The organism is Aggregatibacter valvarum, from assembly GCF_980468985.1.
This window is the reverse complement of the sequence record NZ_OZ413141.1, coordinates 113817-129870: the sequence shown is the minus strand read 5'-3', so window position 1 is coordinate 129870 and position 16054 is coordinate 113817. Positions and strand designations below refer to the sequence as shown.

The following is a 16054-nucleotide window of genomic DNA, read 5'->3' as shown; positions in this document are numbered from 1 at the left end:
TATGCTTGTTACCATGGGAGTTCACATGATTTTATTTCATTCGCTGAGCGATTATTTCAGAAAAGTTGGCATATAATGGAAACATTGATGGATTCATTGACATGGTAACGATGACACACAAAAAGCAACGGGGAATGTTTGGTGATGTTGCAGGTCGAATGGGGCGCTGGCTTTATGCTAAGCATTATCCTCCTTATCCTGCCGGTGATCATTACGATCCTCATACCCGCACTTTTTTTAATGCTGAAGCAAGGAGACCGGTTCACGCTGCCAGTGCAATGTGGACGTTCATTTTTCGGGAAAAATCGCTGCATCCTCCTGCACCGTTACCTATCCTTAAACCGGATTGGACAACCTTTTTAGCTCCGGCACCCAAAGGTCGCTTTATTTGGTTTGGTCATTCAACATTGATGATGCGTCTTGGCACTCAAACGATTCTGACCGATCCGCTTTTTGGCAAAAGTGCCTCGCCTCTGCCAGTGATGATGCATCGTTTCCAAGATCCGCCTGCACCACTTGAAGCATTACCGGCGATCGATGTCGTGCTGATTTCTCATAATCATTACGATCATCTTGAACGGAAAAGCATACGCACTCTTGCTAAACGCCAGTGCCATTTTATTGTACCGCTGGGAATTGGCGTTTTATTACAACGCTGGGGGGTGGCACCAACGCGAATTACCGAGTTAGATTGGTGGGACAGTGTGGAATATAACGGGGTACGTTATACCGCACTGCCTGCACGCCATTATTCCGGGCGCGGTGTATTTGATAATAGTAGAACACTGTGGGCCAGTTTTGTGATTCAACATAAAGAAGAGCGGTTTTATTTCCATGGTGATTCTTCTTATGGTCAGCATTTTGATGTGATCGCCGAACGTTTTAACGGATTTGATATCGCTTTCATTGAAAATGGACAATATGATAAGCGTTGGCCGGATAACCATTTATTTCCTCATCAAACCGTTGAATTGGCCGTTAAATTAAATCCAAAACGATTTATGCCAATTCACTGGGGCGCTTATCCTTTGGCATTGCACGCATGGAATGAGCCGGTATTACAAAGCATTCCGATGGCGCAGAAGTTGGGGTTAAACCCTTTGACGCCGTTAATTGGACAAGTTTTTGATGTTGATACGTTAACGCCCAGTTGGTTTCAAAACACCTAGTGTTTTCAGTGAATTGAATTCAATAACAATCCGCACGTAAAACATGCGGTTTTTAGGCTCCCCTATAAGGGCCTATACTTCGCAAGCCCCTAAAGGGCTTGTGAAAACTGACAGCCGTGTCTAATGACTTCCTTGACTACCCCTTAAAAGGGTCAATATGCTCTTTCGTGGATAAATTATCTTGAACCATGTCTTCTTTTTCTTGATTCTTTATATAGTTCTCCACAACTTTTGTATTTAAGCTCACTGTGCTGTCAAAAAATCCTTTCACTCGGAAATGTCTATTTTCATATCTCTATTTCAGTGAATTGTAGCGTGCAACTTGTTGCACGAAATCGTGAATGCCCGAAAGGGTTAAATAACGTTCCGTGCGTGATTAGGTCGTGCATCAAGATGCACGCTACGCACAAAATCGTGAATTACGCATCGAGGTTAATGTTTTAATCATTCGTGCAACAAGTTGCACGCTACGAGGAATAAATAAAAAACGACCATCACATCATGAATGTGATGGTCGTTTAATTTATTTTTTAATACAACGTCTTGCAGTGCGCCAGACAATTATGCTTTAGGGCCAGCTGCAATTAGCGCTTTACCTTCAGCATTTGTTGCATATTTTTCGAAGTTCTTCACGAAACGACCGGCAAGATCTTTCGCTTTCGCTTCCCATTGTGCTTTGTCTGCGTAAGTGTCACGCGGATCTAAGATAGCTGGGTCAACACCTGGTAAAGCGTTAGGAATTGCCAAATTGAAGATTGGTAGTTCGCTCATTTCAGCTTTTTCGATAGAACCATCTAAGATAGCATCGATAATACCGCGAGTATCTTTAATAGAGATACGTTTACCTGTACCGTTCCAACCAGTGTTCACCAAATACGCTTCTGCACCTGCTGCTTGCATACGTTTAACCAACACTTCCGCATATTGAGTTGGATGTAAAGTTAAGAACGCTGCACCGAAACACGCTGAGAAAGTTGGGGTTGGTTCGGTGATACCACGTTCTGTACCCGCTAATTTTGCCGTAAAGCCTGATAAGAAGTAGTACTTAGTTTGTTCCGGTGTTAATTTAGAAACCGGTGGCAATACGCCGAATGCGTCTGCCGTTAAGAAAATGACTTTAGTTGCGTGGCCTGCACGGGAAATCGGTTTAACGATGTTATCGATGTGATAAATCGGATAAGACACACGAGTGTTTTCTGTTTTGGAACTGTCATCAAAGTCAACGGAACCATCTGCACGCACAACCACGTTTTCTAATAACGCATCACGACGGATTGCGCGATAAATATCCGGTTCGTTTTCTTCAGAAAGGTGAATGGTTTTCGCATAGCAACCACCTTCAAAGTTGAAGATACCCACATCATCCCAACCGTGTTCATCGTCACCGATTAATTCACGTTTTGGATCGGTAGAAAGGGTGGTTTTACCGGTACCGGACAAACCGAAGAATACTGCAACGTCGCCATCTTTACCTACGTTAGCGGAACAGTGCATTGCACCCACGCCTTTAAGTGGAAGGAAGTAGTTCATCATGGAGAACATACCCTTCTTCATTTCACCGCCGTACCAAGTACCGCCGATTAATTGAACACGTTCAGTCAAGTTAAATGCAACGAAGTTCTCAGAGTTCAAACCTTGTTCTTTCCAATTCGGGTTGGTGCATTTAGAACCGTTCATTACCACGAAACCTGGTTTGAAATCTTTCAATTCAGCTTCTGTCGGACGGATAAACATGTTTTTCACGAAATGGGCTTGCCATGCCACTTCAGTCACGATACGTACCGCAATGCGGTCTTGTTCGCTAGCACCACAGAAACCATCAACCACAAATAGGCGTTTACCGGAAAGTTGTTTAGTCACAATGCCTTTCAAGCTTGCCCACGTTTCTTGGGTCATTGGTTTGTTATCGTTTTTCGCTGCATCGGAATTCCACCAAACGGTGTCTTTTGTGGTGTCATCCAACACAATATATTTATCTTTCGGTGAACGACCGGTAAAGATGCCGGTATCCACAGCCACCGCACCGGTTGTGGTCAACGTACCTTTTTCAAAACCTTCCAAACCTGGTTTAGTTTCTTCTTCAAATAATTGTTCATAACTTGGGTTATAAACAACCTCTTTGATATCATGAATACCAAGTGCTTCAAGTTCTTTAATCACTTTACTTAAGTCAGTCATAGATCATCTCGTTGTGTTAAAAGTACTAAAAATAAAGACTGTCTCTATTCTATGAGAATTTCTACCTAAAAACTGTTATCTTGATCAAAGATTTGAATATTACTTTCTTTTTTATTCGATTTTAGGGAGAATTTATCCGCCTTTTGGAAAAGTCGCTCACCGCTTTATCAAAACGCATCCAAAAAGCACCGCACTTTCAACGGGAACTTATGCTTGAAAGCTCGTTCTAAGTTGCACAACAATTTAACGAGATAAAAGGAATCACATGAAATTACTCAAATTATTTTTACTGGCTACATTACTTTATATTCCCGGTGTACAAGCTGCCGAAGCAACGGATTTGAACATCAAATACAGCTCCAATTATCTCATGCCTGCTTATGTGCATTTTCAGTCAGACGGTTTTGAGTACAGTATCAGAGCTAATATTAACGTGCCGTTATACAACATTCAGTTCACCTCCAAAGGCGCACAAAGTAGCAATTTTTTCAATATGCTAAGTTATAAAGATACACGCAATAACAAACCTTATGCCGAAGCGAAAATTGCTAACCGTAAAATTGAATATGGTAAAGTGAAAGACGGCTTGAAAACCGAAGCGCTTACTTTGCCGACTTACGATTTATTTACCGTTGCTTTCCAGCTGAGTTATTACGATAAGTTGCCAACCAGTTTCCAAATCACCAACGGCAAAAAACTTTATCCAATGAAGAATGTGGTGTTGAACACGAACAAAAAACAAATTAAATATAAAAAACAGGATGTAACTGAAATTACCTATCAATTTAAAACAGGGAATAAAGACATTGTGGTGAAAAAACATGAAGGGGAAAAATTCCCGCGCTTTATTTCCTACAGTCGGGATGGTGATGAGTACGAGCTCACATTTAGCGATTTTGTCAAAAACTAATTTTCTCACCAACAATAAAAGCCACCTAAGATGAGGTGGCTTTATTTTATCGGTCTAAACTTCGCATGACTACGTTGCAAGATCTGCAGTAAATTCTGCTGCTCTGATGTACCACATTGCTGTTTTAACTGTAACAAATTCATGCGCAAATGCTGTAATCGGTGAATATGCTTGGCGATGTCTTGAATATGCCGATCAAGTAATTGATTAATTTCTGTTTTTTGTTGTTCCGATGCAGTGTCCAAACTCAAGAGCAATTTGATTTCTTCTAGGGACATATCCAAAGATCGGCAATAACAAATAAATGACAAGCGCTGCAAATGTTCGTCTGTGTATAAACGAAAACCACCGGCAGAAAGTGATGGGCGCTGGCCGGATAACCATTTATTTCCTCATCAAACGGTTGAATTGGCCGTTAAATTAAATCCAAAACGATTTATGCCAATTCACTGAGGCGCTTATCCTTTGGCATTACACGCATGGAATGAGCCGGTATTACAAAGCATTCCGATGGCGCAAAAATTGGGGTTAAATCCTTTGACGCCGTTAATTGGGCAAGTTTTTGATGTTGATACGTTAACGTCCAGTTGGTTTCAAAATAACTAGGCGTTTCTGTTAATTGAATTCAGTGTAAAAAAACAGCCATGACATTCATGATGTGATGGCCGTTCAATTTATTTTTTAATACAGCGTTTTACAACATATCAGAAGATTACGCTTTAGGACCTGCAGCAATTAATGCTTTACCTTCAGCATTTGTTGCATATTTTTCAAAGTTCTTCACGAAACGACCGGCAAGATCTTTCGCTTTTGCTTCCCATTGTGTTTTGTCTGCGTAAGTGTCACGCGGATCTAAGATAGCTGGGTCAACACCTGGTAAAGCGTTAGGAATTGCCAAATTGAAGATTGGTAGTTCGCTCATTTCAGCTTTTTCGATAGAACCATCTAAGATAGCATCGATAATACCGCGAGTATCTTTAATAGAGATACGTTTACCTGTACCGTTCCAACCAGTGTTCACCAAATACGCTTCTGCACCTGCTGCTTGCATACGTTTAACCAACACTTCCGCATATTGAGTTGGGTGTAAAGTTAAGAATGCTGCACCAAAACACGCTGAGAAAGTTGGGGTTGGTTCGGTGATACCACGTTCTGTACCCGCTAATTTTGCCGTAAAGCCTGATAAGAAGTAGTACTTAGTTTGTTCCGGTGTTAATTTAGAAACCGGTGGCAATACGCCGAATGCGTCTGCCGTTAAGAAAATGACTTTAGTTGCGTGGCCTGCACGGGAAATCGGTTTAACGATGTTATCGATGTGATAAATCGGATAAGACACACGAGTGTTTTCTGTTTTGGAACTGTCATCAAAGTCAACGGAACCATCTGCACGCACAACTACGTTTTCTAATAACGCATCACGACGGATTGCGCGATAAATATCCGGTTCGTTTTCTTCAGAAAGGTGAATGGTTTTCGCGTAGCAGCCACCTTCAAAGTTGAAGATACCCACATCATCCCAACCGTGTTCATCGTCACCGATTAATTCACGTTTCGGATCGGTAGAAAGGGTGGTTTTACCGGTACCGGATAAGCCGAAGAATACAGCCACATCGCCATCTTTACCTACGTTAGCGGAACAGTGCATTGCACCAACACCTTTAAGCGGTAGGAAGTAGTTCATCATGGAGAACATACCTTTCTTCATTTCACCGCCGTACCAAGTACCGCCGATTAATTGAACACGTTCAGTTAAGTTAAATGCAACAAAGTTTTCAGAGTTCAAACCTTGTTCTTTCCAGTTCGGGTTGGTGCATTTAGAACCGTTCATCACCACGAAACCTGGTTTGAAATCTTTTAATTCAGCTTCTGTCGGACGAATAAACATGTTTTTCACGAAATGGGCTTGCCATGCCACTTCAGTCACGATACGTACCGCAATGCGGTCTTGTTCGCTAGCACCACAGAAACCATCAACCACAAATAGGCGTTTACCGGAAAGTTGTTTAGTCACAATGCCTTTCAAGCTCGCCCAAATTTCTTGGGTCATTGGTTTGTTATCGTTTTTCGCTGCATCGGAATTCCACCAAACGGTGTCTTTTGTGGTGTCATCCAACACAATATATTTATCTTTCGGTGAACGACCGGTAAAGATGCCGGTATCCACAGCCACCGCACCGGTTGTGGTCAACGTACCCTTTTCAAACCCCTCTAAGCCCGGTTTGGTTTCTTCTTCAAATAATTGTTCGTAACTTGGGTTATAAACAACCTCTTTGACATCATGAATACCAAGAGCTTCAAGTTCTTTAATCACTTTACTTAAGTCAGTCATAGATCACCTCGTTGTGTTAAAAGTACTAAAAATAAAGACTGTCTCTATTCTATGAGAATTTCTACCTAAAAACTGTTATCTTGATCAAAGATTCGAACATTCTTTCCAAAATTTTTATGACTCAAATGCCTAGAGAACAGTCTCAAGATCCATTGATGGTTTAATCCGTGATAAATGCCTTGTCGTTGAATATACGTAACGGCTGCATATCGCTATCGCCGACAATCACCCGAGTCGGGTCGGAACGCAAACAGCTCCCGGCATAATGCCCACCTACGGTAAAAGTGCATACCTGTATATATTGATCTTCTACTTTCGGCAAACACCAAAGTTGCTGGTAAATGTTTTCCTGTTTATCAAAACGGCCGTTTGTACTGTCTAACACGGTTTTACATTCGCCAATGAGTTTCACATTATCCCCACGACGACCGGCAATTGGTTTTTGTGCATAGCCATTTTTAATTAGTTCTGATGTCAGTTCAAATCCCGCTTCCAACAAATAACGGTGATTTGGAAACAACGACCATAACACCGGCAAAATGGCTTTGTTACTTGGAATGGCTGTCCACAAAGGTTCATAAACCAGTACTTCCGGGCGAAGTAACACGTCAATTAACCGCACTTTATCTTCCGGATAGCCGGTACGAATCGGCGGAGCAACTTCACGCCCTGTCGCATCTTCACGTAATTGCTCCAACACGGTTTCCCACGCCCAGGTTTTCCATACGCTTTGGACACGCTGATTTTCATCGTCTAATAATTGTCCGCGTGTATCCCAGTGGAGACCTTCCGTGCCGTGAATAATCTTCGTTTTAAAACCGGCTTGTGTCAGGGCATCACGCATAAACAAGGCATGGTAATCTTCTTCAGCATCGTAATCCTGCATAATATGGACTAACGATGTCGCATGGCTGTGTTTCCATGTATCTGCCAACGCATTAAGTAAACCTTCGCTCGGATCATGCCCCGCGGTGAGTCCGGCTTGTGTTGCCCAACGTGGCAAGATTGCGCCCGCTTCAGCATGACAAGAGGCGGAATCAGCATTGTATTCATACACTTTCAAACCGCGCTCATCGAGACAGAAATCTAATCGTCCACTGATGGTTTGATAACGACGATTTTGCCAAGATAACCGCAGGCGAGGCCAAAGCAGTTTTGGGATGTTGAAATATTGCAATAAGTTATCGTCTTTGAGTACTTTGTCGGTGGCGTGCAAATACATGAGATGCAATTCATTCGTAGCGCGAATCAGTTCATGTTGTGCGCTTTCGGAAAGCGCAAAATAACGATATTGATCACCATGATTCACTCGATGCCCTTGCATTGCTTTAACGTAAGCCGCCTCTAACGGTTTTGTTTCATCCAGCCAGTTTGCTGAAAACTGCCCTTGATTCTCAATATGTTTTGCACAAATGTTGAGTTTATTCGGCGCCGGCATAGGTTGTGGCAGGCTGAATTCCTCGTTGTCCGTTTGAATCATCCAACCAAGGATTTCTGTATCATTAAAAGTATCCTGTAAGCGATAACCTTCCTCTGTAATCGTCATTGGCAATTCACGGGTCCATTGTTGACCACTCGGCAGGCGGGAATGAATCACATTTTGTTCTGCGATACGGACTTTGTCTGCCAGTACCTCGGTGATAATCGCCACATGGCCGGTGTGTTTGAACTCGCCCCCTTCTTGCCAAATCAGCAACGCGCCACATTCCGGCGCTCGCTTGCCACCATTGGCAAAGGCTTGTAGCGGTAACAATGCGTCATTCACTACTTGGCGTAGAAAACGCAGGGAAAAAATTTCGTACGCCATGCCCACATCGGTGAAGACCATGCCGTAATTGAGATAAAGATAGCGACGGGCGAATTCCACACATTGCCACTTATAGCCCATGTATTCGCCACCCAGGTAGCTACGAAAAGCGGCGTCGTCAGGGTATTCCTGCGAATCTGCCGTATTATAGTCTGAAGAATAAATGGCAACACCACCGGGCGCATAACCCAACAAGCTGCCAAAAGGATCATGTGTTGTGATATTAGGAGAACGATCCGGCATAACAACTCCGAGAAAAGTAAATCAGGCCAATAGTATAGATCTTTTCCCCTACTGCCCCAAGTTACGTTTTATACATTTTCGGTAGTTATCTTATCGGTCTGAACCTCGCATGGCTACGCTGTAAGATCTGCAGTAAATTCTGCTGTTCCGACTCACCACATTGCTGTTTTAATTGCAACAAATTCATGCGTAAATGTTGCAGACGATGAATATGCTTGGCGATGTCTTGAATATGCCGATCGAGTAATTGATTAATTTCTGTTTTTTGTTGTTCTGATGCGGTGTCCAAACTCAAGAGCAATTTGATTTCTTCCAGGGACATATCCAAAGAACGGCAATAACAAATAAATGACAAGCGCTGCACATGTTCGTCAGTGTATAAACGGAAACCACCTGCAGAACGCAACGGGCGTGGCATGATGCCTTTTTGTTCATAAAATCGAATGGCATCCACACTGCAACCAACCGCTTTGGCTAACTTCCCTATTTTCATCTCATCTCCGTAAAAACACCTGGAAAAGACACCGCACTTTTATGACTCAGGACGAAATTCAGGGTTAATGTAAAAAATTAATTCGGTAATTTCCGGCAACTGCTGCTGAATAACGCCCAATAATGCCTGTTGGCGAAACAAAAAACTTTGGCGAACCATGGCATTGGCCACCTCAATACGCAAACTCTGTTGCTCAATATTGGCAATACGATACAGCCCGGCAAATTCCGCGGGAAAGAAGGCTTTCATTTGCTGATTTAGTTCATTCAGTCGAACGCCTTTTTGCATCATTTTCGCCAATGGCGAATCTTGCAATAAAGTTTGAATATTGATCGGTTTTTGATAACGCATTGCCTTGTTTTCCGCTTCTCCGCCCTAATATTTATGACATTGTAGCGAAATTCCGCTACAATACCGACAATTTTTTGATAGTGAAATCCTTATGATTATTTCCAACAAAAGCAAACACAATTTTTGGTCGCGACTGCTTCTCGGCATGCTGGCGATTTTTGTTTTGCCCGCTACGCAGGAACTGAATTATCCCGCTGCTGTTGGTAATGAAAACTATCAAAATACGCAGCAGCAAAATGCGCCTCAAATTTTAACGGCGGTGTCTTTATTACAACAAACCCGCCAGCAACAATGTCAACCGCAACAGACCTTACCGGCAGTTGAAATTCTCTCCCAAAATGAACCGCACTTTTCGCGTTCACCGTTTATTTCTCATGCGCCAATTCGTGCCGGACCGGCATTCATTTAACCTCGATTGTCTTATTTATTCCGTCGTTTAATGTCATTAAACGATTTCATTTATCTGTTTTTAAAAAAGAAAGAATTATGCTTAGAACTATTGCAACTAAAATTTTTGGCAGCCGTAACGACCGTGTTTTGCGCCGCCTTAATAAAATCGTCGTTAAAATTAATAAACTTGAGCCGGAATACGAAGCGTTAAGCGATGAACAGCTGAAAGCAAAAACGGCGGAATTCCGTGACCGTTTAGCGCAAGGCGCAACCTTGGAAAGTTTAATGCCGGAAGCATTCGCGACCGTGCGTGAAGCCAGTAAACGTGTGCTTGGTATGCGTCATTTCGACGTGCAACTTATCGGTGGTATGGTGCTTAACAGTCGCTGTATCGCGGAAATGCGTACCGGTGAAGGGAAAACCTTAACTGCGACATTGCCATGCTATTTGAACGCATTACCGGGCAAAGCCGTGCATGTGGTTACCGTGAATGACTATCTTGCCCGCCGCGATGCGGAAACTAATCGTCCATTATTTGAATTTTTGGGGATGACCGTTGGCGTAAACGTGCCAGGTATGTCACCGGAAGAAAAACGCGCAGCATACGCCGCAGACATTACTTATGCCACCAACAGCGAGCTAGGTTTTGACTATTTGCGTGACAACTTGGCGCACGCCCCGCAAGAGCGTTTTCAAAAAGATCTCTACTATGCGTTAGTGGACGAAGTGGACTCCATCTTAATCGATGAAGCACGTACGCCGTTAATTATTTCCGGTCAGGCAGAAGACAGCTCCGAACTGTATATTGCTATCGACAAATTGATTCCTGTCTTAATTAAACAAGACAAAGAAGATACCGAAGAATATCAAGGTACAGGCGATTACACGTTGGATTTAAAAACCAAACAAGCTTACTTGACCGAACGTGGGCAAGAAAAATGCGAACAATGGTTAATTGAACATGGGTTCATGAAAGACACCGAATCCCTTTATTCACCGTCTAAAATTTCTTTGTTACACCACGTTATGGCGGCATTGCGCGCTCATACCTTATTTGAACGTGATGTGGATTACATTGTAAAAGATGGCGAGATTGTTATTGTAGATGAACACACAGGTCGTACGATGGCAGGTCGTCGTTGGTCGGACGGCTTACACCAAGCCATCGAAGCCAAAGAAGGGGTTCGCATTCAAAGCGAAAACCAAACTGTCGCCTCTATCACTTACCAAAACTATTTCCGTTTATACGAGAAATTAGCGGGGATGACCGGTACGGCGGATACGGAAGCCTTTGAATTCCAAAAAATTTATGGCTTAGAAACCGTCGTCATTCCGACCAACCGTCCGATGATCCGTGATGACCGCACCGATGTGATGTTCGAAACGGAAGAATACAAATTTGATGCCATTATTGAGGACATCAAAGATTGTGTAGCACGTAAACAACCGGTATTAGTGGGCACAATCTCTATTGAAAAATCCGAATTACTCTCGAATGCGTTAACCAAAGCGGGCATTAAACATAATGTGTTGAACGCCAAGTTCCACGCACAAGAAGCGGAAATCGTTGCCAATGCAGGGTATCCGGGAGCCGTCACTATCGCCACCAACATGGCGGGTCGTGGTACCGATATCGTGCTGGGAGGTAACTGGAAAGCGGAAGTGGATAAACTGGAAAATCCAACGCCGGAACAAATTGAGGCAATCAAAGCCGCATGGCAAGAACGCCATAACATTGTAAAACAAGCCGGTGGCCTGCACATTATCGGTACTGAACGCCACGAATCCCGTCGCATCGACAACCAGTTGCGCGGTCGTTCCGGTCGTCAAGGGGACCCAGGTTCTTCCCGTTTCTATTTATCCTTAGACGATGCGTTAATGCGTATTTACCTCAATGAAGGCAAACTTAACATGATGCGCAAAGCCTTCAGCCAACCTGGCGAGGCCATGGAATCCAAGCTGTTGGCAAAAGTCATTGCCTCCGCACAAGCTAAAGTGGAAGCACACAACTTCGATGGGCGTAAAAACTTACTCGAATTTGATGATGTGGCAAACGACCAACGTCATGCGATTTATGAACAACGCAATGAATTGTTAGAAAATGACGATATTTCTGAAACTATCGATGTGATTCGTCAGGACGTATTCAACAGTGTTATCGATCAATACATTCCGCCACAATCACTTGAAGAACAATGGGATGTGCCGGCATTGGAACAACGTTTAAAACAAGATTTCGCGCTGGATTTACCTATCACCAAATGGCTGGATGAAGACAATCATCTGCATGAAGAAACCTTGCGTGAGCGTATTATTCAAGCGGCTACTGATGAATATAAACGCAAAGAAGAATTGGCCGGTGCACAAACTATGCGCAATTTTGAAAAAGGCGTGATGTTGCAAACCCTAGATGAACTTTGGAAAGAACATTTATCTGCGATGGATCACCTACGCCGTGGTATTCATTTACGCGGTTATGCACAAAAAGATCCGAAACAAGAGTACAAAAAAGAGTCTTTCCAAATGTTTACCGAAATGTTGGATGCCTTGAAATTAAGCGTGGTCACCACCTTAAGCCGCGTCCAAGTTCGCACACAAGAGGAAATGGAAGAAGCAGAACGTTTACGTCAAGAATTGGCGCAACGCGAAGCGGCAACAATGCAGTATCACAATGAAGAATCACAGGATGAACAAGACGCTCAACATGCGGTGGAAGAACACCATAAAATCGGGCGTAACGAACCTTGTCCATGTGGTTCCGGTAAAAAATACAAACATTGCCACGGCAGTCGTGCCAAACATTAATTGGAAATAAATAAAAGTGCGGTTAGAAAAACAATTCAATTTTTAACCGCACTTTTTTTCATGAAGATTCAGTGAAGGATGGAAAAATGAGGAAACCGCTTGTACAGGTTGCAGCCGGGATTATTCGTAACGAATTCGGTCAAATTTATTTAACTCAACGCCTAGAAGGACAAGACTTTGCACAGTCCCTAGAGTTTCCTGGCGGTAAAGTTGATAAAGGCGAAACACCGGAACAGGCATTAAAACGGGAACTAGAAGAAGAAATCGGTATTGTGGTACTTAATGCACAGCTGTTTGAGCGTTTTGAATTTGAATACCCAACTAAAGTGATTTCTTTCTTTTTTTATCTGGTAGAAGAATGGGTTGGCGAGCCCTTTGGGCGTGAGGGACAAGAAGGTTTCTGGTTGGCACAAAACGAACTGGATGCTGCTCAATTCCCCCCGGCAAATGCCAAACTCATTCAACGTTTATTAGCCGAATCCTAACTCTCGCCCATAAAAAAGACCCAACATATGTCGGGTCTTTGAAAAAAAACAAAAAGCCGGATTATTTGCCCATTGCTGCTTTAGCTTGTTTTAATTGTTCAGTTGCTTGGGAGCAAGCTTGCTCTTGTGCAGCTTCTGGTAAAGCAGATAATTGTTGTTTGCTTGCTTCATATTGTTGTTTCATCATCGCTTGTTGTGCTGCAGGTACTGCACTCACAAAAGAGTCGATTTCAGCAAAATATGTTTCGCAGCTTTTAGATAAGCCAGCAGATGCGGACATTGCAAAACCGGATAATAATACTGCAACTAATAATTTTTTCATTTTTTTCTCCATAATGGTTTGAAAATATCGCCTCAAGTCAGGCGACGGCCCATTATTAGACATTTTGCTCAGGAAAGAAAGTAAGAATTGAGAAACTAAAATGAAATGGCGCACCCGAAAGGATTCGAACCTTTGACCGCTCGGTTCGTAGCCGAGTACTCTATCCAGCTGAGCTACGGGTGCGTAGTTGGTGTTTAATTTGCTCAGACCATTTTAAATAATAGAGTCGATTTAAAATGGCGCACCCGAGAGGATTCGAACCTCTGACCGCTCGGTTCGTAGCCGAGTACTCTATCCAGCTGAGCTACGGGTGCGAGACAAATTAAACAAATGGCGGTGAGAGAGGGATTCGAACCCTCGATGGAGTTTTTGACCCCATACTCCCTTAGCAGGGGAGCGCCTTCAGCCTACTCGGCCATCTCACCACAATCGGTTTGTGTGGCGGTATAATACGGGTTTATGACAATAAGTCAAATTATTTTTTCCGAAAAGTACTTGAAATCAAGTTAGTTGTGCGATTTCTCGACAACTTCAAGTATCACATTCACAGATTATTTCCCACGTAAAATCGCCCGTAAATTGGCAATATGGCTTTGCGTTTTCGCCTGTTGCTGTTCGGCACTTAACGGCGGTTTATCCCGTTCCCATTGCAAATCGTTTTCCGGCAACTCCAGTAAGAATCGACTTGGTTCCGGACGAATCAAGTCGCCGAACTGACGTCGTTCTTTGCACAAAGAAAACCATAGATTCTGCTGCGCACGCGTAATGCCCACATACGCCAAACGGCGTTCTTCTTCCACGTTGTCTTCGTCAATGCTGGTTTGATGCGGCAAAATGCCTTCTTCCATGCCGATTAAAAACACATGTGGAAATTCCAGCCCTTTGGAGGCATGAAGCGTCATTAATTGTACCTGATCGCTGTTATCTTCCTCTTCGCCCCGTTCTAACATATCGCGCAACGTTAAGCGGGTGACGATTTGGTTCAGATTCATCGGTTCGTTAAATTCATCGCCTTTGAGCATATCAGCAACCCAATCAAACAGTGTCGCCACGTTTTTACTCTGCATTTCTGCCGCTTTTGGGCTGGTGGCGTATTCGTATAAATATTCTTCATAATGTAACGAAGCCAGCATGGCGCGCACAGCACGTTCAGGTTCGGAACGTTGTATTTCATCATTCAATTCGACAATCCAACGGGCGAATTTTTGCAACGCATCATAGGCTTTCGGCGTGACCCGTTGAATCAGCTCAAAATCAAAAATCGCTTCAAATAAGCTGACATGTTTTTCTTGTGCCAGTGAACCCAATTTTTCCAGTGTTGCCGTACCGATTTCCCGTTTTGGCGTGTTCACAATGCGCAAAAACGCCGCATCGTCATCTTGATTCACCACCAAACGCAAATACGCCATCATGTCCTTAATTTCCGCGCGGGAGAAAAAGGATGTGCCACCGGAGATTTTGTATGGAATGCGGTTTTGCATCAAAATTTTTTCCAGCAAGCGCGATTGGTGGTTACCACGATACAAAATGGCATAATCACGATAATGGGTTTTAGCGATAAACCGGTGAGCAATCAACTCACCTACCACTCGTTCCGCCTCATGTTCTTCGTTTTTCGCTTCAATAATGTGTAACTTTTCCCCTTCGCCTAAATTGGAAAAGAGTTTTTTGTCGAAAACATGATCATTGTTATCGATGAGGATATTGGCACAATGCAAAATGCGTTGGCTGGAACGGTAATTTTGTTCCAGTTTAATTACCCGTAACGCCGGAAAATCATCGCGTAATCGCACCATATTCTGTGGTCGTGCGCCACGCCAAGAATAAATAGACTGATCGTCGTCACCCACTACGGTGAAACGCGCACGATCGCCCACTAACAACTTAATCAACTCATATTGGCTGGTATTGGTGTCTTGGTATTCATCCACCAACAGATAGCGAATTTTCTCCTGCCATTTGGACCGCACTTCTTCGTTCTGTTTGAACAGTAGGGTCGGTAACATAATCAAATCATCAAAATCTAAGGCATTGTAAGCACGCAATTGTTTGTTATAGCGGTCATAACAATGAGCAAAGGTTTGTTCTTGCTTATCACGCGCCAATGCCATTGCTTGTTGCGGGCTGCACAAATCATTTTTCCAGTTGGAAATGCGATTAATCAGCATGCGTAGTAACTCTTTGTCTTCTTGCAATAGATCGGCAGTGAGCTCTTTTAGCAACGCCATTTGATCATGTTCATCAAACAGCGTCATGTTCGCTTTAAAACCTAAGTACTTGTATTCGCGTTTAATAATGTCAAACCCGAGGGTGTGAAAGGTGGATACAATTAGCCCTTTGGAGGATTCCTTACCGATGGACTGTGCCACACGTTCTTTCATTTCACGTGCGGCTTTATTGGTGAAAGTGACGGCGGCGATTTGCTTTGGAAGATAACCGCACTTACCAATAAGGTGAGCGATTTTGTTGATGATGACACGCGTTTTTCCTGAGCCGGCACCGGCTAAAACGAGGCAGGGGCCGGACACATATTCCACGGCTTGTTGTTGTTGCGGATTGAGTTTCATAGTCA

General features: G+C 43.3%; 13 protein-coding genes, 3 tRNA genes and 2 pseudogenes. 6 read left to right on the top strand and 12 right to left on the bottom strand.

Going from position 1 to position 16054, the window contains the following annotated elements:
* The first annotated feature begins 110 nt into the window (after positions 1–110).
* Positions 111–1169, top strand: a complete 1059-nt coding sequence (locus AC30SF_RS00595; protein ID WP_489607226.1) for an MBL fold metallo-hydrolase — start codon at positions 111–113, stop codon at positions 1167–1169.
* A gap of 136 nt (positions 1170–1305) precedes the next feature.
* On the opposite strand, the pseudogene AC30SF_RS00590 reads toward AC30SF_RS00595, so the two are convergent.
* Together AC30SF_RS00590 and pckA (AC30SF_RS00585) are read right to left on the bottom strand one after the other, a co-directional pair.
* A pseudogene (locus AC30SF_RS00590) lies at positions 1306–1464 on the bottom strand (IS200/IS605 family transposase); the annotation flags it as partial.
* A 266-nt stretch (positions 1465–1730) separates the two neighbouring features.
* The gene (gene pckA / locus AC30SF_RS00585) at positions 1731–3347 is read right to left on the bottom strand and encodes a phosphoenolpyruvate carboxykinase (ATP) (RefSeq protein ID WP_489607225.1); all 1617 of its coding nucleotides are present in this window, start codon (positions 3345–3347) and stop codon (positions 1731–1733) included.
* Positions 3348–3612: 265 nt separating this feature from the next.
* Here pckA (AC30SF_RS00585) and AC30SF_RS00580 point away from each other — a divergent pair, with 265 nt between their 5' ends.
* The gene (locus tag AC30SF_RS00580) at positions 3613–4257 is read left to right on the top strand and encodes a hypothetical protein (RefSeq protein ID WP_295972667.1); all 645 of its coding nucleotides are present in this window, start codon (positions 3613–3615) and stop codon (positions 4255–4257) included.
* Positions 4258–4298: 41 nt separating this feature from the next.
* Here AC30SF_RS00580 and AC30SF_RS00575 read toward each other — a convergent pair.
* Positions 4299–4625: pseudogene (locus AC30SF_RS00575) on the bottom strand (MerR family DNA-binding protein); the annotation flags it as partial.
* 97 nt (positions 4626–4722) lie between these two features.
* Here AC30SF_RS00575 and AC30SF_RS00570 point away from each other — a divergent pair.
* Complete coding sequence (locus tag AC30SF_RS00570) at positions 4723–4863, top strand: hypothetical protein (RefSeq protein WP_489607224.1); 141 nt, start codon at positions 4723–4725, stop codon at positions 4861–4863.
* 106 nt (positions 4864–4969) lie between these two features.
* Here the strand turns inward: AC30SF_RS00570 and pckA (AC30SF_RS00565) are convergent, their stop codons facing one another.
* The 4 genes from pckA (AC30SF_RS00565) to AC30SF_RS00550 all read right to left on the bottom strand — a co-directional run bounded on the left by pckA (AC30SF_RS00565) (position 4970) and on the right by AC30SF_RS00550 (position 9480).
* On the bottom strand, positions 4970–6586 hold the full coding sequence (pckA, locus tag AC30SF_RS00565; RefSeq protein ID WP_489607223.1) for a phosphoenolpyruvate carboxykinase (ATP): 1617 nt from the start codon (positions 6584–6586) through the stop codon (positions 4970–4972).
* Between the two features lie 160 nt (positions 6587–6746).
* On the bottom strand, positions 6747–8636 hold the full coding sequence (gene gss, locus AC30SF_RS00560) for a bifunctional glutathionylspermidine amidase/synthase (protein ID WP_489607222.1): 1890 nt from the start codon (positions 8634–8636) through the stop codon (positions 6747–6749).
* Positions 8637–8721: 85 nt separating this feature from the next.
* The gene (locus tag AC30SF_RS00555; protein WP_489607221.1) at positions 8722–9129 is read right to left on the bottom strand and encodes a MerR family transcriptional regulator; all 408 of its coding nucleotides are present in this window, start codon (positions 9127–9129) and stop codon (positions 8722–8724) included.
* Positions 9130–9168: 39 nt separating this feature from the next.
* A complete protein-coding gene (locus AC30SF_RS00550) occupies positions 9169–9480 on the bottom strand; it encodes a DciA family protein (RefSeq protein ID WP_489607220.1) in 312 nt (103 codons plus the stop codon).
* Between the two features lie 91 nt (positions 9481–9571).
* On the opposite strand from AC30SF_RS00550, the gene secM reads away from it, so the two are divergent.
* The 3 genes from secM to mutT all read left to right on the top strand — a co-directional run bounded on the left by secM (position 9572) and on the right by mutT (position 13160).
* Positions 9572–9889 (top strand): secA translation cis-regulator SecM, encoded by a 318-nt coding sequence (gene secM / locus AC30SF_RS00545; RefSeq protein WP_489607219.1) that lies wholly within the window; start codon positions 9572–9574, stop codon positions 9887–9889.
* Between the two features lie 77 nt (positions 9890–9966).
* Positions 9967–12675, top strand: a complete 2709-nt coding sequence (gene secA / locus AC30SF_RS00540) for a preprotein translocase subunit SecA (protein ID WP_489607218.1) — start codon at positions 9967–9969, stop codon at positions 12673–12675.
* Positions 12676–12761: 86 nt separating this feature from the next.
* Positions 12762–13160, top strand: a complete 399-nt coding sequence (mutT, locus tag AC30SF_RS00535; protein ID WP_489607217.1) for an 8-oxo-dGTP diphosphatase MutT — start codon at positions 12762–12764, stop codon at positions 13158–13160.
* A gap of 61 nt (positions 13161–13221) precedes the next feature.
* On the opposite strand, the gene AC30SF_RS00530 is transcribed toward mutT, so the two are convergent.
* From AC30SF_RS00530 to rep, 5 genes are all read right to left on the bottom strand, one after another.
* On the bottom strand, positions 13222–13482 hold the full coding sequence (locus AC30SF_RS00530) for a DUF5339 domain-containing protein (RefSeq protein WP_109128813.1): 261 nt from the start codon (positions 13480–13482) through the stop codon (positions 13222–13224).
* A gap of 106 nt (positions 13483–13588) precedes the next feature.
* Positions 13589–13665: transfer RNA gene (locus AC30SF_RS00525), tRNA-Arg, on the bottom strand.
* Positions 13666–13719: 54 nt separating this feature from the next.
* Positions 13720–13796, bottom strand: a tRNA-Arg gene (locus AC30SF_RS00520).
* A gap of 17 nt (positions 13797–13813) precedes the next feature.
* Positions 13814–13907: transfer RNA gene (locus tag AC30SF_RS00515), tRNA-Ser, on the bottom strand.
* 126 nt (positions 13908–14033) lie between these two features.
* The gene (gene rep, locus AC30SF_RS00510) at positions 14034–16049 is read right to left on the bottom strand and encodes a DNA helicase Rep (RefSeq protein ID WP_489608288.1); all 2016 of its coding nucleotides are present in this window, start codon (positions 16047–16049) and stop codon (positions 14034–14036) included.
* Between the last annotated feature and the right edge of the window lie 5 nt (positions 16050–16054).